The following is a 24635-nucleotide window of genomic DNA, read 5'->3' as shown; positions in this document are numbered from 1 at the left end:
CCCATCCGCCCCATCCGCCATGTCCAGAGAACCCAGCGCAGAGCAACACGAGACCACCGCCGAAAGCCGCCTGGTCGACCTGTACGAACACCCCGGCCACCTGTTGCGCCGGGCGCAGCAGATTTCGGTCTCGCTCTTCCATGATGAAATCGGTGGCGTGGTCACGCCGGTGCAATACGCGATCCTGCGCATGCTCTCCAATCACCCCGGCATCGACCAGGTGACGCTGGCCGGCCTGGTCGCCATCGATACCTCGACCGGCGCCACCGTCTGTGCGCGGCTGGAAGAAAAGGGATTGCTGGTCCGTGAAGTGATCCCCCACAACCGCCGCCAGCGCGCATTGCGCATCACGGCCGCGGGCGAGAACCTGCTGGAGGAACTGGTGCCCGGCCTGCAGCGCCTGCGCAAGCGCATCCTGGCGCCGCTCGACGAGGCCGAGCGCGAACAGTTCATGGTCCTGCTGGACAAGCTGGTGCACGTCAACAATGCGCACAGCCGTGCGCCGCTGGCGCGCTTGCAGACCGATAGCTGCGACGAGGACTGAGGCCGCTACACGCTACCCGCCCGTCGGAAACAGCGCCGCCGTCAGGCCGCGCAACCAGGCATTGCCGCCATCCTTGTGGTACTTGCGATGCCAGTGCTGCTTGAGGTCCAGCGATGGCATCTCGAAGCCCGGCTCGACCAGCCGGATACCGGAAAAGCGTGCCACGAATTCGCCGAAGGCACGCGGCACCGTGGCGATCAGATCCGAGGTGGTGATCAACAGCGGGATGGACATGAAATGCGCGGTCGACAGGACCACCCGGCGCCTGATCTTGCGGTGCAGGAGAAAGCGCTCGCACATGGGTTCGTCGCGCCCTTCGGCATTGATGACGATATGTCCCATGGCAAGGAAATGATCCAGGCTGATCTTCTGCGCCAGCTGCGGATGGCCGGCGCGCAGCAGGCAGACGAAGTCGTGCGAGAACAGGCGTTGCTGGAAGAAATTCCGGTTCTTCAAGTCCGGGAAGTAGCCGATGGCCAGATCGACCTCGCCGCTTTCCAGCGCCCCCACCAGCTCCTCCGGCGCCATCGTCACCGTCACCACCGACGCATGCGGCGCCTCGTCGCGAATGCGTTGCAGCAACCGGGGCAACAGCATCAGCTCACCGATATCCGATAGCGCCAGCACAAAACGCTTGGTGGTCGTGGCAGGCGTGAATTGTTCGTTGGCCAGCACCTCGGCATGGACCCGCTGCAGGATGTCGCGCGTGGGCTCGATGAGGGTATAGGCGCGTGGCGTCGGCTGCATGCCGCGCCCGGTCTTCACGAACAACGGGTCCCCCAGGGCAGTGCGCAGCTTGTTGAGCGCCATGCTCACCGCTGGCTGGCTCATATCCAGCTTCCTCGCGGCCGCGCTGACGCTGCGCTCCTCGAAGATTGCCAAGGCGATCGGCAGTAGATTGAGATCGAAATTGGCCATTCCCCCTCCATTTCCCAATGAAAGATGCCGAACATACAGCGCCTGAAAATAGTTACCAATTCCAATGTCGAATAAACGTTATTCGCGATTAATGGATTCTCAAAAAAAATCAGACCGGTATGATTACACGAATATAGTTTCCCCACGGACACAACCAGGCATGCGCACGCCGGCACCACCACCGCCGGCAATGCAGGGCAATATCGGCCTCGCCATCCATTGAGGTCGAAGCGCCTCGTCATGCCCCGGATTCGCGCCTTGCACGTCACCCCCACCGGACTCGCTCGCACTCATGCCTATTGATGTATTGATGAAATGAGTTCTAGAAAATGCTCAAGAAGATCAGCGTCGGGGACTTGGTCCTCGGGATGTACTTTTGCGGTTTCGACGCCGGCTGGCTCGACCATCCGTTCTGGAAGAGCCGTTTCCTGCTCAAGCGCGGGAGCGATCTGGAACAGGCACAAGCCAGTGGCATTGCCTATTGCTGGATCGATGTGTCGCGCGGTCTGGACGTGATGCCGGCATCCGATGAAGATCGTGTGACCGTGACAACGAGGCCGGCGACCAGCGGTGATGATGGCGCTGCCGTCGTCGCCGGGCCAACCCACGAGCCACGCCTGGAACAGGCCATTGCACTGCGCGAGCATGCGCGGGAAGTCACCCGCAGCATGTTCTCCGCAGCCCGCATGGGCCGGGTGGTGGCACTACCGCAATGCGTGGAGCTGGTGGAAGAGATTGCCTGCTCGGTGCTGCACGATCCGACCGGCTTGCTGAGCGTGTTGCGCCTCAAGCTCAACGATGAATACACCTACCTGCACTCGGTGGCGGTGTGCGCGCTGACGGTGGCCCTGGGCAGGACGCTGGGACTGAGCGAGTCAGCCTGTCGCGAAGCAGGCTTGTGCGGCTATCTGCATGACGTGGGCAAGGCCTTCATCGACGAAGACATCCTCAACAAGCCCGGCAAGCTCAGCGACGATGAGTTCGCCTTGATCAAGCGGCATCCCGAACTAGGCCACCAGTACCTGATCCAGAACCCGGATATGCCAGCCTATGCCTGCGAGGTCTGTCTGCATCACCATGAAAGACTGGATGGACGGGGCTATCCCGATGCCCTGCCGGCCGACTCGATCACCCAGTACACGCGCATGACGGCGATCTGCGACGTCTATGATGCACTGACCTCGGAACGTCCCTACAAGCACGGCTGGGACCCCGCCGATGCGCTTTACCAGATGGCCAGCTGGGAAGGGCATTTCGATCGCCGCTTGTTGCTGGCCTTCGTCAAGACCCTCGGCATCTATCCGGTAGGCTCGGTGGTGCGACTGGAATCGGGACTGGCAGGGCTGGTGATCCGCCAGAATCCCGCCGACCTGACACGGCCTGTCCTGAAGGTCTTGCACGCCAGGCAGCAGCACGATATCGGCAGCAGCGACGTGCTCGACCTGATGGCCTGGCCGCGCATGGACAGCATCGTTGAACGTGGCCAGGACGCGCGGCCGGCCAGCCACAATCCGGCGCACGATGGTGGATGAAGGTGGATGAAGGTAGATGACGTGCGGCCGGCCAGCGGCCGGCTTCAGGCTACCGCCACCAGCCGGTCCAGGGTCTGTCCGTCGTCGAGCAGGCTCTGGCTGTCGGAGGCATGCACGATGCGTCCGCGATCGAGCACGATGGCGCGCTGGGTCAGCGACAACGCCATGCGCGCATGCTGCTCCACCACGATCACCGACATGCCCTCTTCGCTGACCAGGCGACGGATCACCCGCAGCAATTCCTGCACGATGATGGGCGCCAGTCCTTCCATGGGCTCGTCCAGCAACAGGATGCGCGGGCTCACCATCAGCGCGCGGGCGATGGCCAGCATCTGCTGCTCGCCACCCGAAAGCTGGTTGCCCATGTTGTTGCGACGCTCATGCAGGCGCGGGAAGATCTGGTAGATCTTCTTCAGGTCCCACTTGCCGCCGCGCTCCACCACCGTCAGGTGTTCTTCCACGCTCAGCGAGGGGAACATGAAACGTTCCTGCGGTACCCAGCCCAGGCCGGCATGGGCGCGCTTGTGGGTCGGCACGCGCACGATGTCGTTGCCGCGCCAGCGGATGCTGCCACCACGCAGGCGCGTCAGGCCCATCAGCGTCACCAGCAGGCTGGTCTTGCCCACGCCATTGCGGCCCAGCAGGGCCAGGCTTTCGCCTTCGTTCATGGTGAAAGACACGTCTTCCAGCACGACGGATTCGCCGTAACCGGCGCTCACCTTTTCCAGTGCCAGCAGCTCACTCATGCTCGGCCTCCCCCAGATAGACTTCCTTGACGCGCTGGTCGGCGGCGATCTCGGCGGGCGTGCCTTCCACCAGCACCTTGCCGCCCACCAGTACGGTGATGCGTTCGGCAAAACGGAACACCAACCCCATGTCATGCTCGATGAAGACGATGGTCACATCGCGCGGCAATTGCGCAATGACCTCGAAGAGCTCCCGGCTCTCGGCCGAGGGGATGCCGGCGGCCGGCTCGTCCAGCAACAGGACCTTGGGCTTGGTGGCCAGGGCCAGGGCGATTTCCACCAGGCGCTGCTTGCCATAGGCCAGGCTGCGGGTGATGCTGTTGGCTTCGTTGTCCAGCTTCAGCGAGGCCAGCAAGGCCATCGCCTCCTCCACCACCTCGCTCTGGCTGGCCACGGTCTGGTACCACTTGTACTGCATGCCACGCCGCTCGGAGATGGCCAGCACCACCGACTCCAGCACCGTCAGGCCGGCAAAGAGGGTATTGATCTGGAAGGTGCGTGTCATGCCGCGCTTGACGCGCTCATGCTGCGCCAGGCCGGTGATATCGTCGCCGCCGAACCAGACCTTGCCGCTGCTGGGCGCGAAGCCGCCCGTCAACAGGTTGATGAAGGTGGTCTTGCCGGCGCCGTTGGGGCCGATCAACGCGTGACGCGCGCCGGGCTGGAAGCTCAGGCTGACATCGCTGTTGGCCACGAAGCTGCCCCAGCGTTTGGTCAGGCCTTCGGTGCGCAGGGTGGTATCCCCTGTGTGCAAGCTCGCGCTCATGGCCGGCCTCCCTTGAAGAACTTCTCACGCAAGGCGGCCAGTCCACCCAGCAGGCCACCACGGGCGAACAGCACGATCACGATCAGCAGCAGGCCGATCCAGAACTGCCAGTAGGCCGGATTGAGACCGGAGAGATAATCCTGCGCCAGCATGTAGACCAGCGCGCCGACCAGGCCGCCATACAGGCGACCGGTGCCGCCCAGCACCAGGATGATGAGCAGCTCGGCCGAGCGCGGAAAGCCCAGCACATCCAGGCCGACGAACTGCGTGGTCTGCGCCAGCAAGGCGCCGGCCACACCGGCTACGGTCGCGGCCACCGTGAAGATCACCACCAGGCGGCGGCTGACGTCGGCACCGATGGCCGGCATGCGGCGTCCACCTTCGCGGATGCCTTTCAAGCCCAGGCCGAAGGGGGAATTGACCAAACGGCGCAACACCACGAAGACGATGAAGAGCACCGCGAAGCTGTAGGCATAGGCCACCCGGCCGGTGAGGTCGAACTCGAAGACGCCGAAGATCTTGTCCATCACCATGCCCGAGAGACCGTCCACGCCACCGGTGATGAAGGCAGCCTTGTTGGCCGCCTCGAAGAGCATCAGGCCGATGCCCAGCGTGACCATCAGGCGAGTCAGGTCGGCCCCGCGCACCACCAGGAAGCTGACCAGGAAGCCCACCACCGCCGCCGCCAGCGCAGCCAGCAACAGGCCGCTGATGGGCTCGCCCCAGCCGTGCGCAGCCAGCAGGCCGGCGGTGTAGGCGCCCACGCCGAAGAAGGCGGCGTGGCCCAGCGAGACGATGCCGGCATAGCCCAGGATCAGGTCCAGCGAGACGGCGAACAGGCCCACGATCATGACCTGGCTGATCAGCACCAGATAGTCGGGGAAGAGGAAATAGGCGGCCACCGGCAAGAGCCAGAAGAGCACTTCCAGCGGCGTCCAGCGGTCATTGGGCAGGTGCAGGACGGGCTTCATGTTGGACGATCCGGTAGGGGCGGCAGAATGGGCGGACTCAGTGCGCGCCGCCAGGGAAGTGAGGAGGCTCATCCGCGCCTCCGCATCAGGCCGGCCGGGAACAGGATCAGCAACACCACCATCAGGCCATAGATGACGAAGGCGCCGATCTCGGGCACGTAGTATTTGCCGGCGACATCGAAGACGCCCAGGATCACCGCCGCCAGCAGCGGGCCCTTGATGGTGCCGGCACCGCCCACGGCCACCACCAGCAGGAAGTAGACCATGTACTTGACCGGGAAGGTCGGGTCCAGCCCCAGCACGTCGATGCCCAGGCCACCGCCCAGGCCGGCCAGGCCGGAACCGAGTGCGAAGGTCAGACTGAAGACGCGGCTGACATTGATGCCCAGGCCGGCTGCAGCCACCTGGTTATCGACCGAGGCGCGGATCTGCGCGCCGAAGCGGGTGCGCTCGATCAAGAGGCCCAGGGCCAGCGTCACCAGCACCACCACACCGATGAGGAAGAGACGGTAGGCGCCCACGTCCAGGCCCAGCAGCGAGACTTGTCCGCGCAGCCAGTCGGGCAACACCACCGGCTGCTGCGTCGGCCCCCACTGCCAGGTGGCGCCGGCCACGGCCATGAAGGTCAGGCCGATGGAAAACAGTACCTGGTCCAGGTGGCTGGCCTGGTAGAGACGGCGGTAGAGCGAACGCTCCAGCACCAGGCCGACCACCGCCGAGGCCAGGAAGGCCAGTGGCAGCGTGACCAGGAAGGGAACACCCAGGCCATTGAGCAGGCTCACGCAGACATAGCCGCCCAGCATGGCGAAGGCGCCATGGGCCAGGTTGATGAAGTTCATCATGCCCATCGTCACCGACAGGCCCACACTGATGAGAAACAGCAGGCTGCCATAGGCAATGCCGTCGAATAGCACCCCGAGGAAGTTGCCTAGCATGGCCAAGCTCCCTGGCGGATGTGCCGCAAGATGCCCGCAACGGGCGCAAACGTACGATGCTCAAACATGATGCCGCTGGTCTCCTCTTCTGGTCTGACCTGCGGCTCTGTTTTATCGGCCGCTCGGTCACTGGCTTGCGGGGTGCTTATTCTCTAACGATTCCTGCCGTTCTTGCGTGATTGTTCTTGATTGCTGCCGTGATGGTTTTTGCTGGAACGCTCAGACGCGCTCGATCACCATCGCAATACCCTGACCCACGCCGATGCACATGGTACACAGGGCATAGCGGCCACCGCTGCGTTCCAGCTGGTAGATGGCGGTCGTCACCAGGCGCGCGCCGCTCATGCCAAGCGGATGGCCCAGGGCGATGGCGCCGCCATTGGGATTGACGCGTGCATCGTCATCGGCCACGCCCAGTTCGCGCAGCACCGCCAGGCCTTGCGAGGCAAAGGCTTCGTTGAGTTCGATCACGTCCATCTGGTCTATCGTCATGCCCAGTTGCGCCAGCAGCTTCTTGCTGGCCGGGGCCGGGCCGATGCCCATCACGCGCGGCGCCACGCCGGCGGTGGCCATGCCCAGGATGCGCGCACGCGGCTTGAGCTGGTATTGCTCCACTGCCTCGGCGCTGGCCAGCAGCAGTGCACAGGCGCCGTCGTTGACGCCCGAGGCATTGCCGGCGGTGACCGTGCCATCAGGCTTGACCACGCCCTTCAGGCGCGCCAGCGCTTCCATGCTGGTGGCACGGGGATGCTCGTCCTGGCTGACGGTGATGGGATCGCCCTTCTTCTGCGGGATCACCACCGGCACGATCTCCTGGGCCAGCGTGCCATTGGCTTGCGCGGCGGCGGCCTTGGCCTGGCTGCGCACGGCGAACTGGTCCTGGTCTTCGCGGCTGACCTGGTAGTCGACGGCGACGTTTTCCGCGGTTTCAGGCATGGCATCCACGCCATACTTCTGCTTCATCAGCGCATTGACGAAACGCCAGCCGATGGTGGTGTCCTGGATCGCGGCCTGGCGCGAGAAGGCGCTGTCGGCCTTGCCCATCACGAAGGGCGCGCGGGTCATCGATTCGACGCCGCCGGCGATCATCAGCCGGGTCTCGCCCGACTTGATGGCACGCGCGGCCGTGCCCAGCGCATCCATGCCCGAACCGCACAGGCGGTTGATGGTACTGCCCGACACTTCCTGCGGCAGGCCCGCCAGCAGCAGCGACATGCGCGCCACGTTGCGGTTGTCTTCGCCGGCCTGGTTGGCGCAGCCGTAGATGACGTCATCGACCGCGCTCCAGTCCACTTGCGGATTGCGCTCCATCAGTGCGCGCAATGGCACGGCACCCAGGTCGTCGGGGCGCACGTCCTTGAGCGCGCCGCCGTAGCGGCCGATGGGGGTACGGATGGCGTCACAGATAAATACGTCTTTCATGCTGTCCTCGCTACGAATGGGGCTTGCTGCAAATGGTTGGATTCAAGGGTTCGGCGGCTCGTCGGATTCAGGCTGCCGGCAGCAAGGGTGCGCCGGTCAGTTCCTGCAATTGCGCCAAGGACAGGCCTTCGACGATCTCCACCACGCGCAGACCCTGCGGCGTAACATCGATCACGGCCAGGTCGGTATAGATGCGATTGACGCAGCCGATGCCGGTGAGCGGATAGGAGCAGGCCTCCACCAGCTTGCTCTCGCCCGTCTTGGTCTGGTGGTCCATCATCACGAACACCTGCTTGGCGCCGATGGCCAGGTCCATCGCGCCGCCCACGGCGGGGATGGCGTCCGGCGCACCGGTATGCCAGTTGGCCAGGTCACCCTTGGCCGAGACCTGGAAGGCGCCCAGCACGCAGATGTCGAGGTGGCCGCCGCGCATCATCGCGAAGGAATCCGCGTGATGGAAGTAGGAGCCGCCGGTCAACAGCGTCACCGGCTGCTTGCCGGCGTTGATGAGGTCTTCATCCTCTTCGCCGGGCGCGGGCGCGGGGCCCATGCCGAGCACGCCGTTTTCGCTGTGCAGGAAGATTTCCTTGTCGGACGGCAGGTAGTTGGCGACCTTGGTGGGCAGGCCGATGCCCAGGTTCACGTAGGCGCCTTCGGGGATGTCCTGGGCCACGCGTGCGGCGATCTGGTCACGGGTAAAGCGGTTCATTGCTGGGCCTCCTTGGTTGCCACGATGCGCTGCACGAAGATGCCAGGCGTGATGATGTTTTCCGGATCGAGCTGGCCCAGCTCCACCACCTCGCTGACCTGGGCGATGGTGCACTTGGCGGCCATGGCCATGATGGGACCGAAGTTGCGGGCGGTCCTGCGATAGACCAGGTTGCCCCAGCGGTCGCCGCGCAAGGCCTTGATCAGGGCGAAGTCGGCGTGGATGGGCGACTCCAGTACATAGTGGCGGCCGTTGATCTCGCGGGTCTCCTTGCCCTCGGCCAGCATGGTGCCGTAACCGGTCGGGCTGAAGAAACCGCCGATGCCGGCACCGGCGGCGCGGATGCGCTCAGCCAGGTTGCCTTGCGGGGTCAGTTCCAGTTCGATCTCGCCGGCGCGGTAGAGCGCGTCGAAGACGTGTGAGTCGGTCTGGCGCGGGAAGGAGCAGATGATCTTCTTCACCCGCTTGGTCTTCAACAGCGCCGCCAGGCCGGTGTCACCGTTGCCGGCATTGTTGTTGACGATGGTCAGGTCACGCGCGCCTTGCGCGATCAGGGCATCGATCAGGGCCGATGGCATGCCGGCATTGCCGAAACCACCGATCATGATGGTGGCGCCATCATGGATATCCGCCACCGCCTGCTCCAGGGAGCCAGAAATTTTGTCGATCACGTTGCTCTCACTTTAGGTTCGGCGCCTTCCAAAGCGGCGCCTGCTTGCAGCCCGCTGCAGTGCTCAGCAGGGCCGGTTCCGGTCGGGTCTCCACCAGGTCCGGGGGATCGCTTGCGGGCTGTTGTGATTTGCCTCACAATGTTCGATCACCGAACTAATGTTTGATTTTCGCACAAAAAGAGTTTAGCGACCCGGTTTAAGGGCCGTCAAGAAAAACCCGCAGGATGTGTTCGCTTGCCGCACAAACCGTTAGAATCCCCCGACTGCCATCGAGAATCCGAGCCCATGCCCACCACGCCCGTCGCCAAGACCCGCAAAAGCCCCGCCAAGAGCAGCAAGACCATTGACGCCAGCGCTGCCACCAAGCCAGTCCGGACTACCCGATCACGCAGCAAGGAAGCGAGCGCCCCGGTCGAGCCAGAACGCGAGCTGACCATTGCCGAGGAGATCGATGCCCTCACCGATCCCAGCTTCATGACCTCGCTGGCACGCGGCCTGGCGGTGATCCGCGCCTTCAGCGATTCGCGCCGCAGCCTGACCATCGCCCAGATCAGCCAGAAGACCGGCATCCCGCGCGCGGCGGTGCGGCGCTGCCTGCATACCCTGAAGCAACTCGGCTATGCCGATTCCGAGGTCAACAATTTCTCGCTGCGCCCCAAGATCCTCACGCTGGGTTATTCCTATCTGTCATCCACGCCGCTGACGGTCTCGGCCCAGCCTTATCTGAACAACATCAGCCGTACCCTGGGCGAGTCCTGCTCGCTGGCCGTGCTGGATGACAATGAAGTGCTCTATGTGGCGCGCTCGGCCACCTCGCGCGTGATGTCGGTGGCGCTCAATACCGGCAGCCGCCTGCCCGCCTATTGCACCTCGCTGGGCCGCGCCATGCTGGCGCACCTGCCGGACGACCAGCTGAAGGCCTACTTCGAGAAGGTCAAGCTGCGCGCGCTCACCGACAAGACGGTGGTCTCGCAAAAGCGCCTGCGCGAAATCCTGGCCGGCGTGCGCGAGCATGGCTACGCCGTCATCGACGAAGAACTGGAAGTGGGATTGCGCTCCATCGCCGTACCGGTGCGTGGCGCCTCCGGCAATGTGCTGGCGGCCCTGAACGTGGGGGCGCAAGCTGCGCGCGTGTCGCGCAAGCAGATGGAAGAAGAGATCCTGCCGGTGCTCCTGCGTGGTGCCCAGGAACTGTCCGTGCTGCTTCCCTGAAAAACCGGTCCGGCCAGCGCGCTGGCCGAACCGAAAGGCCGGGGCATCCACCGTCCTGCCCCTGCCATGGATGTCGGCGCATCCTGTCTGGATGCGCCATCCTCAAGCCCCTTGTACAGATCAGAAGGTGTGGCGGATACCGCTCATCACACCGAACTGGTTCTTGCCCGTCCCCACGGTACCGCCGGCATCGATCGCCACGGCGGAGGTACCACCGTTCTTGATATAGCCCACCGAGGTATAGAGCGCGGTGCGCTTGGAGAGGTTGTAGGTCAGGCGTGCCACCGACAGCGTGACATCGTTGTCGCTCCCCTTGATGTTCAGGCGCGAGACCTGCGCATCCAGCACCAGCGCCACCGACAGCGGGTAGCTCAAGCCCAGGTAGTACAGGTCGGAGTCGGTATTGGTATTGGCTGCCGCGCGGGTACGACGGTCCACCACACCGCCACCGATCTTGACGTCACCCAGCATGAAGTAACCGTTCAGCGTGATGCGCTGATCGGTGTTGTCGCTGCTGGTCAAGCCGTTGGAGGCACCGGTGTTGCCATACATGATGTCGTAGGAAGTGGTGACACCCCAGCCACGGCCGTCATAGCCCAGCAGACCGGTAACCTGGCGGCAGGCCTTGCTGTTGCCGGCTACTTCGCCAGGGCAGTTGGTGGCCGCGGGACCGGCCGGACCGGCACCATCACGACCGAAGCTGTAGGTCGCACCGACGGTGAAGCCGCTGAAGGTACCGAGGTAGCCGATGGAATTGTCGCTACGCGCATTGGGCAGGTAGGGATCGATGCTGCCGATGGCGAAGATGTTGGGCCCCATGACGTCGGTCTTGAGCTGCGAGATATACGTCATGTTGATCTGGCGACCCAGCATGACCTGGCCCCAGTCGTTCTTCAGGCCGACATAGGACTGGCGACCGAACAGCCGGCCACCTTGACCCATTGCGCCGGTGTCGGGCGCGAAGCCGGACTCCAGCACGAACATGGCCTGCAGGCCGCCACCCAGGTCTTCGGTCCCGCGGAAGCCCAGGCGCGACGGGAAGCTGCCCGTCAGCGAAGGCATCTTGAAGACCGAGTTGCCGGCTGCATTGGCATTGGTCGTATAGACCACGCCGGTATCGATGATGCCGTAGATGGTGACCGAACTCTGCGCCATCGCCTGGCTGGCGCACAGGCCTGCGGCCAGGGCCATTGCGCTCATTGCTACTGTCTTTTTCATTACCGTCTCCTCCTGATGACTCGTTGAACGTTGTGTTTGGCCGGTCTGCTGCCGGATCGCACCTTGTGCCGGTGCGTACCGGCGATTCGCTGCTCGCCGTCCTTGCTTTGATACAGGGTGTTGCCTGTTGCGAATTCAGTGCTGCAGTGCTGCAGTGCTGCGGTGCTGCGGTCAGCGGCGCGCCACCGGGCGTGGGCGCAAAAGGCCCCCTGCCCCATGACCATGGTCATCGGCATGCCTGCTGCTGCCACGCGCTGCGCGCGTCGCGGTGAAACACGATGTGAAGGATGCAACCGGCGGTTGCATGAGAAGGAACGCTGGAGGAAGCCTCGCAGAACCTTCAGGGAACGTCTCCGGACTAAGTTTTATTCCTTTTTATTTGCTGTTCGATTACCGCACATCAGTTTGTTAACCGAACAGATGTTGCGATACTATTGTTCGCGCCCCGGCTTTGTCAACAAGACGAGTCGGGTAAAACCAGGCAACGCGTCGCCCGACTGCAACAGTGGGGCCGTCGATGAGACAATCAAGCCGGCGACAGAACCGGTCAGGTCATCGATGCTGTACGCACTCAACATGGAGACTGAAAATGACGTTCAAGAAAGCTGCCCTGCTGGCCTTGCTGGCGGGTTCCCACCTCATCATGGCCGCGCCTGCGCAGGCCGAGGACACCATCAAGGTCGGCCTCATTGCCGCCTTCTCCGGCCCCTTCGCCGACTATGGCAAGCAGATGGAAGGCGGCATCAAGGCCTGGATGGCACAGCATGGCGACAGCGTCGCCGGCAAGAAGGTGCAGGTCATCATCAAGGACACCACCGGCCCCTCGCCCGAGATCGCCAAGCGTCTCGCGCAGGAACTGGTGGTGCGCGACAAGGTGGATTTCCTGGCCGGATTCGGCCTCACGCCTGAAGCGCTGGCCGTAGCGCCGATCGCCGAGCAGGCCAAGAAGCCGATGATCATCATGAATGCCGCCAGCTCGGTGATCACCACCAAGTCCAACTACATCGCACGCTTCTCGATGACGCTGCCGCAGGTGTCCGGTCCGATGGCGACCTGGGCGCTGAAGAGCGGCATCAAGCGCGTGGTCACGCTGGTGGCCGATTACGGCCCGGGCATCGATGCCGAGACCGCCTTCAAGACCAACCTGATCGGCGGTGGCGGCCAGGTCGTCGAGTCCATCCGCGTGCCGTTGCGCAATCCCGAGTTCGCGCCCTACATCCAGCGCATCAAGGACGCCAAGCCCGAGGCCGTATTCATCTTCGTGCCTGCCGGCGAGCAGAGCATCGCCTTCATGAAGGGCTATCGCGAACGCGGCCTGGCCGAAGCCGGCATCAAGGTCATCGCCACCGGCGACCTCACCGACGACCATGTGATGCCGGCCATGGGCGACTCCACGCTGGGCGTGATCACCACCTTCCACTATTCGGCCGCGCACGACTCGCCGGAGAACAAGGCCTTCCTCAAGAGCTTCGCCGCCGCCAACCCAGGCGCAGGCCGTCCCAACTTCATGGCGGTGGGCGCCTATGACGGCATGGCCGCCATCTACGAGGTCAGCAAGAAGCTCAACGGCAAGATCGACGGCGAGCGCGCCATGGCCATCCTCAAGGGCATGAAGCTGACCAGCCCGCGCGGCCCCATCACGATCGACCCGGCCACCCGCGACATCGTGCAGACCGTCTATGTGCGCAAGGTCGAGAAGATCGGCAACGAAGCCTACAACGTGGAATTCGACAAGTTCGAGAACATGAAGGACACCGGAAAATAAGTTTTTCGTTTCCCTCCTCCACGGCAACGCCGGTGATGCACTGCACACCGGCGTTTTTCTTTGCGCCGCCAGGCCAGCAGCAGCCTGGCGTACAGGCCGGGCTACTTTTTCACACGCGAAGACTGCGATGCAACATTGCCGGTGGCGGTTTGGTCAGGAAATAATGTTCGACTACCGCCCGCTTTTGCGACGATCGCACAAAACGCAACACATTGAGCGCTTGCGTTTACGCCCCGGATACTTATACTGAATAATAGTTATACGTTATAACTAATTCGAACGATACAAACCGCCGGCACCGGCACGACGAGCGAGCGCATGAACCAGCACAGCAACCTTCTTGAGATCCAGCAACACGGCGCCATCGCCGAAATCGCCCTGAACCGGGCGCCCAAGCGCAATGCGCTCAACGACCCGCTGGTGCGGGCCATCCGCGACTGTTTCGAGAACCTGCCCGAGGGCGTGAAGGTGGCCATCATCCATGGCCACGGCGAGCACTTCTGCGCCGGCCTGGACCTCTCCGAGCTGCGCGAGCGCGACACCTCCGAATCCATGCATCACTCGCGCATGTGGCACGCCGCCTTCGAACAGATCCAGTTCGGCCGCGTACCGGTGATCGCGGTGCTGCACGGCGCGGTCATCGGCGGCGGCCTGGAGCTGGCCTCGGCGGCGCATATCCGCGTGGCCGAGGAAAGCGCCTTCTACGGCCTGCCGGAAGGCCAGCGCGGCCTCTTCGTCGGGGGTGGCGGGTCGGTACGGATCTCGCGCCTGATCGGCGTGGCGCGCATGGCCGACATGATGCTGACCGGACGGGTACTCTCGGCCGAGGAAGGCCACCAGGCCGGCATCTCGCAATACAGCGTGGCCACCGGGCGCGGCCTGGACAAGGCGCGCGAACTGGCCGAGCGCATCGCCCGCAATGCGCCGATGACCAACTACGGCGTCATGCACGTGCTGCCGCGCATCCATGACCAGTCCATCCAGGATGGCCTGATGACCGAGTCGCTCATGGCAGCGGTGGCCGGCAGCGATCCCGATACCAAGGGCCGCCTGGCCGCCTTCCTCGATCACAAGCAGAACAAGGTGAAGCCGGCCTGAGCTTCCCTGCCACCGTCAGCATCAGTCAGTAATACAGTGCAGTGCATAACAACACCTCCACCGGGCAACGATCCCGGGGGACTCCACAACAGAGACATGTATGAACACTCCTCCTCGCTATCGCAGCGTCAGGTTCGGTATCGGCGGCGTCGACGTCGTGCCGGGCGCTGACGGCCAATCCATCGTCAAGACCCGCCAGCCACTGGAAGCCTACCCGGCGCGCCTGACCGACAAGCTGATCCACTGGGCCACGGTCGACCCCGAGCGCACCTACATGGCGCGCCGCGACGGCCACGGCGGCTGGCGCCGCATCAGTTACGGCCAGGCCCTGCAGAGCGCGCGCCGCATCGGCCAGGCGCTGCTGCAGCGCGGCCTGTCGGCCGAGCGCCCCTTGCTGATCCTCTCCGAGAACGACCTCGAACATGCCATGCTGGTGCTGGGCTGCCACTATGCGGGCGTACCGTATGCACCGGTGTCCTCGGCCTATTCCCTGCTGTCCAAGGACTACGCCAAGCTGCGCCACGCGGTGCAGTTGCTGACACCCGGCCTGATCTTCGCCGCCCATGGCGAAAAGTTCGCCGCAGCCGTCAATGCGGTCGCCCCCGATATCGAGTTCGTGGTCACCGAAGCGCCGCCCGCCGGGCGCGAGTGCACGCTCTTTGCCGAACTGGAGGCGACCCGCGCTGGCGATGAAGTGGAGCGCGCCTATGCCGCCACCGGCCCCGATACCATCGTCAAGTTCCTCTTCACCTCGGGCTCGACCAAGATGCCCAAGGCCGTGGTCAACACCCAGCGCATGATGTGCAGCAACCTGCAGATGATCGTGCAGACCTTCCCCTTCCTGGCCGAGGAGCCGCCCATCCTGATCGACTGGCTTCCCTGGAACCATACCTTCGGCGCCAACCACAACGTCGGCATCGTGCTCTACAACGGCGGCACCATGTACATCGATGAGGGCAAGCCCACGCCGCAAGGGCTGGCCACGACGCTGGAGAACCTGCGCGAGATCGCCCCCACCGTGTACTTCAACGTACCGGTGGGTTGGGAAGGCATCGCCCACGCGCTGGAGAAGGATGAAGCCCTGCGTCGCACCTTCTACAGCCGCCTGCGCATGCAGTTCTACGCCGGTGCGGCACTGGCCCAGCCGGTCTGGGACAAGCTGCATGCCACCGCCGAAGCCACCTGCGGCGAGCGCATCGTGATGTCCTGCGGGCTGGGCATGACCGAGACGTCACCGTCGGCGCTGTTCGTGGTCGACCAGCAGGTACAGGCCGGCCAGATCGGCATCCCGACCCCGGGCATGGAAATCAAGCTGGTCCCCAATGGCGACAAGATCGAGATCCGCTATCGCGGCCCCAATGTCACGCCGGGTTACTGGCGCGCACCGGAGCAGACCGCCGAAGCCTTCGACGAGGATGGATACTTCCGCTCGGGCGATGCGGTGCGCTGGCGTGATCCGGCGCATCCGGATCGCGGTTTCATGTTCGATGGCCGCGTGGCCGAGGACTTCAAGCTCTATACCGGCACCTGGGTCAGCGTGGGACCGTTGCGCGCGGTGATCGCGCACGAAGGCGCGCCCTACCTGCAGGATGCCGTCATCACCGGTCAGGACCGCACCGAGGTCGGCATGCTCATCGTCCCCAACCTTGAGCGCTGCCGCCAGCTGGCGCGCCTGCCCGCCGATGCCTCACGCGCCGAGGTGCTGGCCGCCGGCCCGGTGCGCGACTTCTTCCAGGGTGTGCTGGAACGCCTGCAATCCCACGCCACCGGCAGCTCCACCCGCGTCACCCGCGCCCTGGTGCTGGTGGAACCGCCCAACTTCGACCGGGGCGAAGTCACCGACAAGGGCTCCATCAACCAGCGCGCCGTGCTCACCCATCGCGCCACCCTGGTCGAGACCCTGTATGCCGGCAGCGATGCCGCCGTACTCAAACTCCAGGCCGCGCTCTCGCCTACCCACTAAGGTCCACCCAGGAACCCGCAACATGACACAAGCAGCCTTCTATTCCAGCTTCAAGGACATCTGGCTGGCCGGTGGCGTACGCACGCCCATGGTCGACTACTGCACCAGCTTCAGCCAGCTCTCGCCCACCGACATGGGCATCAAGGTGGCGCGCGAGGTACTGGCGCGCAGCGGCATCCCGGCCAGCGACATCGGCTCGGTCATCGCCGGCAACATGGCACCGGGTGACGCCTACCAGTACATGCTGCCGCGTCACATCGGCCTGTACGCGGGCGTGCCGCTGACGGTGCCGGCCATCATGGTCCAGCGCATCTGCGGCACCGGCTTCGAGCTGATCCGCCAGGCCGGTGACCAGATCGAGCGCGGCTATACCGAGACCGCCCTGGTGGTGGGCAGCGAATCGATGACGCGCAATCCCATTGCGGCGTTTTCACACCGTAGCGGCTTCCGCCTGGGTGCGCCGGTTGAATTCCAGGACTACATGTGGGAAGCCCTGGTCGATCCGGCCCCCGGCATCACCATGCCGCAGACCGCCGAGAACCTGGCGAAGAAATATGGCATCACCCGCGCCGAGGTCGACGACTATGCCGCTTACTCCTTCGAGCGCGCATTGAAGGCGCAGGCGGCGGGCTTCCATGCGGGCGAGATCGTGACGGTCACCAACGAGACCTTCCACCTGGAGGGCTACCACGACCGTCACATCAAGTTGCAGGGCAAGGTCGGCGAAGCCGCGACCGATACCCATCCGCGCCCCTCTCCAGTGGACGTGCTGGGCAAGCTGCGCACGCTCTATCCGGATGGCGTGCAGACCGGCGGCAACAGCTCGGCGCTGGTGGACGCGGCCGCCGCCACCATCGTGGCATCGGGCGAATACCTGCGCCGCCATGACAAGGCGCCGCTGGCCCGTGTGGTGGCCGCTGCCGTGGCAGGCGTGCCGCCGGAAATCATGGGCATCGGTCCGGTGCCGGCCATCCGCACGCTGCTGGAACGCAACGGCCTGACGGTCGCCGATATCGGCTGCTTCGAGATCAACGAAGCGCAAGGCGCGCAGATCGTGGCGGTGGAGCGCGAGCTGGGTCTGGACCGTGAACGCCTGAACGTCAACGGCGGTGCCATCGCCTTGGGCCATCCGCTGGCCGCCACTGGCGTGCGCCTGTCCATCACCGCCGCGCGCGAGATGAACCGGCGTGGTGCGCGCTACAGCATCGCTTCGGCCTGCATCGGCGGCGGTCAGGGCATTGCCCTGCTGCTGGAAAACCCGGCGGCCTCCCACTGACTCGACAAGGAATCTCTTCATGCAACTGCAAGGACAAGCCGCGCTGGTCACCGGCGGCGCCTCCGGCCTCGGTGCCGAAACCGTGCGCCAGCTGGTACAGGCCGGCGCCCGCGTTTCCATCCTGGACGTCAACATGGATGCCGCCCAGGCGCTGGCCGACGAACTGAACTGCCACGCCGCCCGCTGCGACATCACCGATAGCGCCTCCGTGGAAGCAGCCCTGGAGGCCGCCCAGGCAACCAACGGCGTGCCGCGCATCCTGGTCAACTGCGCCGGCATCGGCGGCGCCCGACGCATGGTGGGCAAGGATGGCAGCGCCATCCCGCTGGAAGACTTCAGCCGCATCGTCAACGTCAACCTGATCGGCACCTTCAATGTGATCCGCCTGGTGGCCGCCCGCATGGCCGCTGCCGAACCGCTGGCCGAAGGCGAGCGCGGCGTGATCGTGGCCACCGCCTCGGTGGCGGCCTTCGATGGCCAGGTCGGGCAGGCCGGCTATGCCGCCTCCAAGGGCGGCATCACGGCGATGACGCTGCCGCTGGCGCGCGACCTGGCGCAATACGGCATCCGCGTGGTGACCATTGCCCCAGGGCTGTTCCTCACCCCCCTGCTCTACAAGCTGCCCGAAGAAGTACAGCAATCGCTGGCCGCCTCCATCCCCTTCCCCAAGCGTCTGGGCAAGGCCGAGGAATATGCGCAGCTGGCCCTGCACATTGCCACCAACCTCTCGCTCAACGGCGAGGTGATCCGCCTGGATGGCGCATTGCGGCTGGCGCCGCGCTAGGGAGAGCGACATGGACAAGACCATCATCTATCCCGTGCGCGTGGAGTTCGGCGATTGCGATCCGGCCGGCATTGTGTACTTCCCCAATTTCTTTCGCTGGTATGACGCAGCCTCGCGCAACTTCTTCCACCAATGCGGCGTGCCGCCCTGGCGCGAGACCGAGAAGACCCGCGGCATCATCGGCACGCCCGTGGTCGACATCAGCTCGCGCTTCGTGCGCCCGGCCACCTATGGCGACCAGCTGGAGGTGCATTCCACCATCATCGAATGGAACGACAAGACCTTCGTGATGCGCCACGAATTGAAGCGCGATGGCGAACTGCTCTGCGAGGGCCGCGATACCCGAGTGTTTGCGATCCGCCACCCGGAGGACCCGAACCGCATCAAGGCCATCGCCATCCCGGAGGACATCAGGGCCATGTGTAGTTGAACAGAAGGACTACCGTTCGGACTGAGTAGGCCCGTCCGGGCCGTATCGAAGACGCTGCGGCGTGTCTTCGATACGCGGCTGGGCCGCTACTCAGTCCGAACGGGCAGCGCTGGATGGGCAGTACAAAGGAATCAGCTGCAAACGAGGTGGAGCGCATACGTTCTGCCCGTCAACAATCGATAAATACAAGGAGACGGAGATGAAGATGAAACTGGCATCCAAGGCAGGCGTACTGGCAGCCATGCTGGCCTGTGCGGGCGCAGCGCAGGCCGAGCTGACTATCGGCGTGGTGATGTCGCTGACCGGCCCGGGTTCGGGCCTGGGCATCCCGGCCAAGAATGGCTTTGCCTTGTGGCCCGAGAGCATCGGCGGCGAGAAGGTGAAGCTCATTGTCCTCGACGACGCCACCGATCCCACCCAGGCCAGCAAGAACGCGCGCCGCCTGGTGGCCGAGGACAAGGTCGACCTGATCATCGGTTCGGCCGCCGTGCCGCCCACCCTGGCCGTGGCCGATGTGGCGCTGGAGTCGCAGACGGTGCAGCTGGCCATCTCCCCCATCGAGACCGCCGAAGGGCGTGACGCCTGGACCTTCCGCCTGCCGCAGTCCACCGCCGTGATGGCCGGTGGCGTGGTGGAGCAGATGAAGAAGCTGGGCGTGAAGACCATCGGCTTCCTGGGCTACTCCGACTCCTATGGCGAGAACTGGCTCAAGGAGGTGCAGCGCCTGGCCACTGCGGCCGGCATCAAGATGGTGACGGTGGAGCGCTTCTCGCGTGCCGATACCAGCGTCACCGCCCAGGCCCTGCGCGTGGTCAGCAGCAACCCGGATGCGGTGCTGGTGGTGGCCTCGGGCAGTGGCGCTGCCATGCCGCACAAGGCCCTCATCGAACGCGGCTACAAGGGCAGGATCTTCCAGACCCACAGCGCCGCCTCGCGCGACCTGATCCGCCTGGGCGGCAAGGATGTCGAGGGATCCTACGTGGTGTCGGGGCCGGCCGTGGTGCCGGAAGCGCTGCCGGACAGCAATCCCTCCAAGAAGCTGGCGACCGATTTCGTGACCCGCTACGAGAAGCAATATGGCGCCGGCACCCGCAACCTCTTCGCCGCCCACGTCTATGACGCGCAACTGGTGCTGCAGAAGGTGGTGCCAGAAGCACTCAAGAAGGCCAAGCCCGGCACCCCGGCCTTCCGCGCGGCGCTCAAGGAGGCACTGGAAAACGCCGGGCCGATCCAGATCTCGCAAGGCACGCTGCATTACACGGCCAAGGATCACTTCGGCCTGGGTGACGACGCACGCATCATGCTGACCATCCAGAACGGCAACTGGAAGGCCGTCAATCCCTAAGGGCTGCGAGCATATCCGGGGCGGCGCTGCGCCGCCCCTTCGACGCCGGATTGCTCAACTGTTCCACGGCTCCACTGCGCCATTGTTCCACTCCACCGCCTACGACTCATGGACTCTTCGATTGCCGCCATCCTGACCCTGGATGGCCTGACCAACGGCATCGTCTATGGCTTGATCGCCATTGCACTGGTGCTGGTCTTCACGGTCACCCGCATCCTCTTCATCCCGCAGGGCGAGTTCGTCGCCTTCGGCGCCCTGACGCTGGCCATGCTGCAGCAGGGCCAACGTCCCGGCCCGCTGTGGCTGCTGCTGGTGCTGGCCATCTGCGCGGCCGGCATGCAGGCCGCCAGCCTGTTGCGCAGCGGCCAGGCAGCCCTGTTGCCGCGTGCGCTAGCCGGCACGCTGGGCGCGCCGCTGGCCATTGCCGCCCTGGTGTGGTGGGCCGCGCCGCACCAGTTCGCGCTGCCGGTGCAGGTGTTGCTCACGCTGCTGCTCATCACGGCACTGGGGCCGCTGATGTACCAGGTCATCTATGAATCGATGGCGGACGCCAGCGTGCTGCAATTGCTGATCGTCTCGGTCGGCATCCACCTGGCCATGACCGGGCTGGGCCTGGTGTTCTTCGGTGCGGAAGGATTCCGCACACCGGCCTTCTGGGATGAGCGCTGGAACCTGGCGCAGCTCACCCTGAGCGCGCAGACCGTGGTGGTGGTGGTGGCCGCCGTGGCGCTGCTGGTAGCACTGTGGCTGTTCTCCGGCCGCACCCTGTATGGCAAGGCCTTGCGCGCCACGGCGGTGAACCGCCTGGGCGCGCGGCTGATGGGTATCTCCACGACGCTGGCTGGCAAGTTGTCCTTTGCCGTGGCAGCGTTTATCGGTGCTCTGTCGGGCGTGTTGATCGGCCCGATGAGCACCATCTTTTATGACTCCGGTTTCCTGATCGGCCTGAAGGGCTTCGTCGCCGCCACCATCGGTGCGCTGGCCAGCTTCCCGGCGGCCGCAGGCGGCGCGCTGCTGGTGGGGCTGCTGGAATCCTTCAGCTCCTTCTGGGCCAGCGACTACAAGGAAGTGATCGTCTTCATGGCATTGCTGCCGATACTGCTGTGGCGCTCGCTGGTCACCCCCGCGCATGACGAGGACGAGGAATAAGCATGATCAACAAACGACTCCCGCTCTACGCACTGCTGGTGCTGCTGGCACTCTTCCCCGTGCTGCCCACGCCGCAGTTCTGGGTGATCCAGGCCAACTACATCGGTCTCTACGCCCTGGTGGCCATCGGCCTGGTGCTGCTGACCGGCATCGGCGGCATGACCTCCTTCGGCCAGGCCGCCTTCGTCGGACTGGGCGCCTACACTACCTCGTACCTCACCACCGCCCACGGCGTCTCGCCCTGGCTGACGCTGCCGCTGGGTCTCGTGATCACGGGCGTGTCAGCCTATGTCCTGGGTCGCATCACGCTGCGCATGTCTGGCCACTACCTGCCGCTGGCCACCATCGCCTGGGGCATCAGCCTGTACTTCCTGTTCGGCAAGGTGGACTGGCTGGGCAAGTACGACGGCATCTCCGGCATCCCGGCGCTGCAGCTGGCCGGCCTGGACCTGTCCCGCGAACGCCACCTGTACTACCTCATCTGGGCCATCGTGCTGGCGGCGGTGTGGGTCTCGCTGAACCTGCTGGACTCGCGCGCGGGACGCGCCATCCGCGCCCTGAAAGGAGGCCGCTCGATGGCCGAGGCCATGGGCGTCGATACCGGCCGCTACAAGATCCTGGTATTCGTCTTTGCGGCCTTGCTGGCTTCGGTGTCGGGCTGGCTGTTCGCGCACATGCAGCGCACTGTCAATCCCTCGCCCTTCAGCCTGTCCATGGGGATCGAATACCTCTTCATCGTGGTGGTCGGCGGCATCGCCCACCTCTGGGGCGCGCTGCTGGGCGCGGGGGTGCTCAAGCTGCTCTCGGATCAGTTGCAGGTCCTGCTGCCCGCCCTTCTGGGGGACGCCGGCAGTTATGAAACCATCGTCTTCGGCCTGATCCTGATCCTGCTGCTGAAGTACGCCCGCGGTGGCCTGTGGCCGTGGGTGCGTGCGCTGTGGCTGCGCGCCTTCCCGCCGGTGGCACCGCCGCTGCGCGTGGCCGGCCCCGCGACCATGGGCAAGCGGGCCGCCCCGGCACGCGGCGCACCGCTGCTGCAGGTAGACCAGATCAACAAGCGCTTTGGCGGGCTGGTGGCGGTCAACGATGTGTCCTTCAACGTCAAGGCCGGTGAAATCGTCGGGCTGATCGGTCCCAATGGCGCCGGCAAGTCGACCACCTTCAACCTGGTCACCGGATTGCTGCATGCCAGTGGTGGTCGCGTCAGCTTCAATGGCCGCGACATCGCCGGCCTGCCCTCGCGCGCCATTGCCCGGCTGGGCATTGCCCGCAGCTTCCAGCATGTGCGCCTGCTGCCAGGCATGTCGGTGCTGGAAAACGTGGCATTGGGCGCGCACATGCGCAGCCAACAGGGTTTCCTGCGCAATACCGTCAATGCCATGCTGCACCTGGAGCGCGCCGAGGAGACGGCGCTGCTCGACGAGGCTGCGCGCGCCCTGCATCGCGTCGGCTTGCAACACCTGATGCATGAGCAAGCCGGCAATCTGGCACTGGGACAGCAACGCATCCTGGAGATCGCCCGCGCGCTGTGTTGCGATCCGCTGCTGCTGTTGCTGGACGAACCCGCCGCCGGCCTGCGCCACCTGGAAAAGCAGGCACTCTCACGCGTGCTGCAGGAGCTGCGCGCCGATGGCATGAGCATCCTGCTGGTGGAACACGACATGGAATTCGTCATGGAACTGACCGACCACATCGTGGTGATGGAATTCGGCAGCAAGATCGCCGAAGGCACACCGCACGAGATCCAGCGGCATCCCGCCGTGATCGAAGCCTACCTGGGTGGAATCGAATGAGCGAAGCGATACTGGAAGTGGCGCAGCTGTGCGCCAGCTATGGCAAGGTGCAGGCGCTGCACGACATCAACCTCACGCTGGAGCGCGGCAGCATCGCCACCGTGATCGGCCCCAATGGCGCGGGCAAGTCGACGCTGCTCAACGCCATCATGGGCGTGCTGCCCGCACAGGGCACGGTGCGCTATCTTGGCCGTGCGGTGGAGCGCTGGAGCCTGGAACAGCGGGTCATGGAAGGCATCGCACTGGTGCCGGAGCGACGCGAACTGTTTGCCAGCATGAGCGTGGAGGACAACCTGCTGTTGGGCGGATTTCGCCGGCTGCGGCTGCGCCAGGCACAGCCGATGGACCAGCTGCCGGTGGTCTTCGATCTGTTCCCGCGCCTCAAGGAACGGCGCGCACAACTGGCCGGCACGCTCTCGGGCGGCGAACGCCAGATGCTGGCCATCGCCCGCGCCATGATGGCCAAGCCGGCGCTGCTGATGCTGGACGAACCCAGCCTCGGGTTGGCACCGCGCATCGTCAAGGAGATCCTGCAGATCGTCGCCGAACTGCGCACGGCCGGCATCTCGGTGCTGCTGGTGGAGCAGAATGCACGCGCCGCCCTGCAGACGGCCGACCATGGCTACGTGCTGGAACTGGGCAAGGTCACCATGCAGGGAGAATCGGCCCGTCTGGCCGGCGATCCGCAAGTGATCCAGGCTTACCTGGGCTTTGGCAAGAAGGCCGACGCCGAGGCGGTGGCGGCTTCCTGAGCCTTGAGGTTTTCTGCACCCTGCCATGACATAAAGACATAGTTGGAAAATTGAACAAGGAGACCATGATGAAAAAGCTGTTCCTGCTGCTGGCCGCACTGACACTGTCCTTCCAGGCCCACGCGGCCAGCGACGCCGACAACACCACGCTGGTGCCGCCGCAACCCAAGCTGGCCTTCCTGGCGCGCTTCTCGGTAGACCTGGTGGCGCCGATCTGGGAGCTGGGCAAGACCTCCGACCTGGGTCGCCGCCGCATCATCCCGATCACCGGTGGCAGCTTCAAGGGACCATTGCTCAACGGCGAGATCCTCAACAACGGCGCCGACTGGCAGACCGTGACCGCCGATGGCCTGGCCATCATCGATACCCGCTACCTGTTGAAGCTGGAGGACGGCGAACTGGTCTACCTGCAGACCCGGGGCGTGCGCTACGGCCCGCCGGAGGTGATGGCCGAGGTTGCCCAGGGCAAGCCGGTCGATCCGTCGCGCTATACCTTCCGCCTGTTCATGAGCTTCGAAACCGCCAGCAAGAAATATGACTGGCTCAACCGTGCCATGGGCGTGGGTTACGCCATGCGCCTGGGCAATGCCGTGGTGTATGACGCCTACCTGCTCAACTGAGTCCGCCGGGAGCGAT

General features: G+C 64.7%; 23 protein-coding genes. 14 read left to right on the top strand and 9 right to left on the bottom strand.

Translation table 11 applies throughout. The features are described 5' to 3' along the window. Positions 1-19: 19 nt before the first annotated feature. Positions 20-544, top strand: a complete 525-nt coding sequence (locus ACIPHN_RS15215) for a MarR family winged helix-turn-helix transcriptional regulator (protein ID WP_400437472.1) — start codon at positions 20-22, stop codon at positions 542-544. A gap of 12 nt (positions 545-556) precedes the next feature. On the opposite strand, the gene ACIPHN_RS15210 is transcribed toward ACIPHN_RS15215, so the two are convergent. Next, positions 557-1462, bottom strand: coding sequence for a LysR family transcriptional regulator (locus ACIPHN_RS15210; RefSeq protein WP_400437471.1), 906 nt, complete (start codon positions 1460-1462; stop codon positions 557-559). Positions 1463-1791: 329 nt separating this feature from the next. On the opposite strand from ACIPHN_RS15210, the gene ACIPHN_RS15205 reads away from it, so the two are divergent. Further along, positions 1792-2994: an HD-GYP domain-containing protein gene (locus tag ACIPHN_RS15205; RefSeq protein ID WP_400437469.1), complete on the top strand. Its 1203-nt coding sequence runs from the start codon at positions 1792-1794 to the stop codon at positions 2992-2994. 44 nt (positions 2995-3038) lie between these two features. Here the strand turns inward: ACIPHN_RS15205 and ACIPHN_RS15200 are convergent, their stop codons facing one another. The 7 genes from ACIPHN_RS15200 to ACIPHN_RS15170 all read right to left on the bottom strand — a co-directional run bounded on the left by ACIPHN_RS15200 (position 3039) and on the right by ACIPHN_RS15170 (position 9214). After that, complete coding sequence (locus tag ACIPHN_RS15200) at positions 3039-3740, bottom strand: ABC transporter ATP-binding protein (RefSeq protein ID WP_400437468.1); 702 nt, start codon at positions 3738-3740, stop codon at positions 3039-3041. After that, positions 3733-4506: an ABC transporter ATP-binding protein gene (locus tag ACIPHN_RS15195; RefSeq protein WP_400437466.1), complete on the bottom strand. Its 774-nt coding sequence runs from the start codon at positions 4504-4506 to the stop codon at positions 3733-3735. The genes ACIPHN_RS15200 and ACIPHN_RS15195 overlap by 8 nt, the downstream gene beginning before the upstream one ends. Continuing rightward, positions 4503-5549 (bottom strand): branched-chain amino acid ABC transporter permease, encoded by a 1047-nt coding sequence (locus ACIPHN_RS15190; protein ID WP_400437465.1) that lies wholly within the window; start codon positions 5547-5549, stop codon positions 4503-4505. Before ACIPHN_RS15190 ends, ACIPHN_RS15195 begins: the two co-directional genes overlap by 4 nt. After that, entirely contained in the window at positions 5546-6412 is an 867-nt protein-coding gene (locus ACIPHN_RS15185) for a branched-chain amino acid ABC transporter permease (protein WP_400437463.1), read from the bottom strand. Before ACIPHN_RS15185 ends, ACIPHN_RS15190 begins: the two co-directional genes overlap by 4 nt. A 219-nt stretch (positions 6413-6631) precedes the next feature. Next, on the bottom strand, positions 6632-7834 hold the full coding sequence (gene pcaF / locus ACIPHN_RS15180; RefSeq protein ID WP_400437462.1) for a 3-oxoadipyl-CoA thiolase: 1203 nt from the start codon (positions 7832-7834) through the stop codon (positions 6632-6634). Positions 7835-7901: 67 nt separating this feature from the next. Next, positions 7902-8543: a CoA transferase subunit B gene (locus ACIPHN_RS15175; RefSeq protein WP_400437461.1), complete on the bottom strand. Its 642-nt coding sequence runs from the start codon at positions 8541-8543 to the stop codon at positions 7902-7904. After that, positions 8540-9214, bottom strand: a complete 675-nt coding sequence (locus tag ACIPHN_RS15170; protein ID WP_400437459.1) for a 3-oxoacid CoA-transferase subunit A — start codon at positions 9212-9214, stop codon at positions 8540-8542. Before ACIPHN_RS15170 ends, ACIPHN_RS15175 begins: the two co-directional genes overlap by 4 nt. Before the next feature lie 285 nt (positions 9215-9499). Between ACIPHN_RS15170 and ACIPHN_RS15165 the strand changes: the two genes are divergently transcribed. Next, complete coding sequence (locus ACIPHN_RS15165; protein ID WP_400437457.1) at positions 9500-10426, top strand: IclR family transcriptional regulator C-terminal domain-containing protein; 927 nt, start codon at positions 9500-9502, stop codon at positions 10424-10426. Positions 10427-10546: 120 nt separating this feature from the next. Here the strand turns inward: ACIPHN_RS15165 and ACIPHN_RS15160 are convergent, their stop codons facing one another. Continuing rightward, positions 10547-11644, bottom strand: a complete 1098-nt coding sequence (locus ACIPHN_RS15160) for a porin (protein ID WP_400437455.1) — start codon at positions 11642-11644, stop codon at positions 10547-10549. 589 nt (positions 11645-12233) lie between these two features. On the opposite strand from ACIPHN_RS15160, the gene ACIPHN_RS15155 reads away from it, so the two are divergent. From ACIPHN_RS15155 to ACIPHN_RS15105, 11 genes are all read left to right on the top strand, one after another. Beyond that, positions 12234-13409: an ABC transporter substrate-binding protein gene (locus ACIPHN_RS15155; protein WP_400437453.1), complete on the top strand. Its 1176-nt coding sequence runs from the start codon at positions 12234-12236 to the stop codon at positions 13407-13409. Positions 13410-13727: 318 nt separating this feature from the next. After that, positions 13728-14507 (top strand): crotonase/enoyl-CoA hydratase family protein, encoded by a 780-nt coding sequence (locus ACIPHN_RS15150; protein ID WP_400437452.1) that lies wholly within the window; start codon positions 13728-13730, stop codon positions 14505-14507. Between the two features lie 100 nt (positions 14508-14607). Next, on the top strand, positions 14608-16470 hold the full coding sequence (locus ACIPHN_RS15145; RefSeq protein ID WP_400437451.1) for a feruloyl-CoA synthase: 1863 nt from the start codon (positions 14608-14610) through the stop codon (positions 16468-16470). 22 nt (positions 16471-16492) lie between these two features. Beyond that, positions 16493-17746, top strand: coding sequence for a thiolase family protein (locus ACIPHN_RS15140; RefSeq protein ID WP_400437449.1), 1254 nt, complete (start codon positions 16493-16495; stop codon positions 17744-17746). Between the two features lie 19 nt (positions 17747-17765). After that, positions 17766-18530, top strand: coding sequence for an SDR family NAD(P)-dependent oxidoreductase (locus tag ACIPHN_RS15135; RefSeq protein ID WP_400437447.1), 765 nt, complete (start codon positions 17766-17768; stop codon positions 18528-18530). Positions 18531-18540: 10 nt separating this feature from the next. Then, a complete protein-coding gene (locus ACIPHN_RS15130; protein WP_198983731.1) occupies positions 18541-18960 on the top strand; it encodes a thioesterase family protein in 420 nt (139 codons plus the stop codon). 199 nt (positions 18961-19159) lie between these two features. Then, positions 19160-20305, top strand: coding sequence for an ABC transporter substrate-binding protein (locus ACIPHN_RS15125; protein WP_400437445.1), 1146 nt, complete (start codon positions 19160-19162; stop codon positions 20303-20305). 108 nt (positions 20306-20413) lie between these two features. Then, the gene (locus tag ACIPHN_RS15120) at positions 20414-21454 is read left to right on the top strand and encodes a branched-chain amino acid ABC transporter permease (RefSeq protein WP_400437444.1); all 1041 of its coding nucleotides are present in this window, start codon (positions 20414-20416) and stop codon (positions 21452-21454) included. A 2-nt stretch (positions 21455-21456) separates the two neighbouring features. Then, a complete protein-coding gene (locus tag ACIPHN_RS15115; RefSeq protein ID WP_400437443.1) occupies positions 21457-23247 on the top strand; it encodes an ATP-binding cassette domain-containing protein in 1791 nt (596 codons plus the stop codon). Then, entirely contained in the window at positions 23244-23999 is a 756-nt protein-coding gene (locus ACIPHN_RS15110; protein WP_400437441.1) for an ABC transporter ATP-binding protein, read from the top strand. Before ACIPHN_RS15115 ends, ACIPHN_RS15110 begins: the two co-directional genes overlap by 4 nt. Positions 24000-24067: 68 nt before the next feature. Beyond that, positions 24068-24619, top strand: coding sequence for a DUF3237 domain-containing protein (locus ACIPHN_RS15105; RefSeq protein WP_400437439.1), 552 nt, complete (start codon positions 24068-24070; stop codon positions 24617-24619). Positions 24620-24635: the final 16 nt, after the last annotated feature.

This window comes from Herbaspirillum sp. NPDC087042 (assembly GCF_044745245.1).
In the GTDB taxonomy this organism is placed as follows: Bacteria; Pseudomonadota; Gammaproteobacteria; order Burkholderiales; family Burkholderiaceae_D; genus Herbaspirillum.
The sequence above is the reverse complement of the archived record's forward strand: the minus strand, read 5'-3'. Positions and strand labels throughout refer to the sequence as shown.

Excerpts from the sequence above, each read along its gene's own strand:
- ACIPHN_RS15215 (WP_400437472.1), top strand. The coding sequence starts at position 20 with ATGTCCAGAGAACCCAGCGCAGAGCAACACGAGACCACCGCCGAAAGC.
- ACIPHN_RS15210 (WP_400437471.1), bottom strand. The coding sequence starts at position 1,462 with ATGGCCAATTTCGATCTCAATCTACTGCCGATCGCCTTGGCAATCTTC.
- ACIPHN_RS15205 (WP_400437469.1), top strand. The coding sequence starts at position 1,792 with ATGCTCAAGAAGATCAGCGTCGGGGACTTGGTCCTCGGGATGTACTTT.
- ACIPHN_RS15200 (WP_400437468.1), bottom strand. The coding sequence starts at position 3,740 with ATGAGTGAGCTGCTGGCACTGGAAAAGGTGAGCGCCGGTTACGGCGAA.
- ACIPHN_RS15195 (WP_400437466.1), bottom strand. The coding sequence starts at position 4,506 with ATGAGCGCGAGCTTGCACACAGGGGATACCACCCTGCGCACCGAAGGC.
- ACIPHN_RS15190 (WP_400437465.1), bottom strand. The coding sequence starts at position 5,549 with ATGAGCCTCCTCACTTCCCTGGCGGCGCGCACTGAGTCCGCCCATTCT.
- ACIPHN_RS15185 (WP_400437463.1), bottom strand. The coding sequence starts at position 6,412 with ATGCTAGGCAACTTCCTCGGGGTGCTATTCGACGGCATTGCCTATGGC.
- pcaF (WP_400437462.1), bottom strand. The coding sequence starts at position 7,834 with ATGAAAGACGTATTTATCTGTGACGCCATCCGTACCCCCATCGGCCGC.
- ACIPHN_RS15175 (WP_400437461.1), bottom strand. The coding sequence starts at position 8,543 with ATGAACCGCTTTACCCGTGACCAGATCGCCGCACGCGTGGCCCAGGAC.
- ACIPHN_RS15165 (WP_400437457.1), top strand. The coding sequence starts at position 9,500 with ATGCCCACCACGCCCGTCGCCAAGACCCGCAAAAGCCCCGCCAAGAGC.
- ACIPHN_RS15160 (WP_400437455.1), bottom strand. The coding sequence starts at position 11,644 with ATGAAAAAGACAGTAGCAATGAGCGCAATGGCCCTGGCCGCAGGCCTG.
- ACIPHN_RS15155 (WP_400437453.1), top strand. The coding sequence starts at position 12,234 with ATGACGTTCAAGAAAGCTGCCCTGCTGGCCTTGCTGGCGGGTTCCCAC.
- ACIPHN_RS15150 (WP_400437452.1), top strand. The coding sequence starts at position 13,728 with ATGAACCAGCACAGCAACCTTCTTGAGATCCAGCAACACGGCGCCATC.
- ACIPHN_RS15145 (WP_400437451.1), top strand. The coding sequence starts at position 14,608 with ATGAACACTCCTCCTCGCTATCGCAGCGTCAGGTTCGGTATCGGCGGC.
- ACIPHN_RS15140 (WP_400437449.1), top strand. The coding sequence starts at position 16,493 with ATGACACAAGCAGCCTTCTATTCCAGCTTCAAGGACATCTGGCTGGCC.
- ACIPHN_RS15135 (WP_400437447.1), top strand. The coding sequence starts at position 17,766 with ATGCAACTGCAAGGACAAGCCGCGCTGGTCACCGGCGGCGCCTCCGGC.
- ACIPHN_RS15130 (WP_198983731.1), top strand. The coding sequence starts at position 18,541 with ATGGACAAGACCATCATCTATCCCGTGCGCGTGGAGTTCGGCGATTGC.
- ACIPHN_RS15125 (WP_400437445.1), top strand. The coding sequence starts at position 19,160 with ATGAAGATGAAACTGGCATCCAAGGCAGGCGTACTGGCAGCCATGCTG.
- ACIPHN_RS15120 (WP_400437444.1), top strand. The coding sequence starts at position 20,414 with ATGGACTCTTCGATTGCCGCCATCCTGACCCTGGATGGCCTGACCAAC.
- ACIPHN_RS15115 (WP_400437443.1), top strand. The coding sequence starts at position 21,457 with ATGATCAACAAACGACTCCCGCTCTACGCACTGCTGGTGCTGCTGGCA.
- ACIPHN_RS15110 (WP_400437441.1), top strand. The coding sequence starts at position 23,244 with ATGAGCGAAGCGATACTGGAAGTGGCGCAGCTGTGCGCCAGCTATGGC.
- ACIPHN_RS15105 (WP_400437439.1), top strand. The coding sequence starts at position 24,068 with ATGAAAAAGCTGTTCCTGCTGCTGGCCGCACTGACACTGTCCTTCCAG.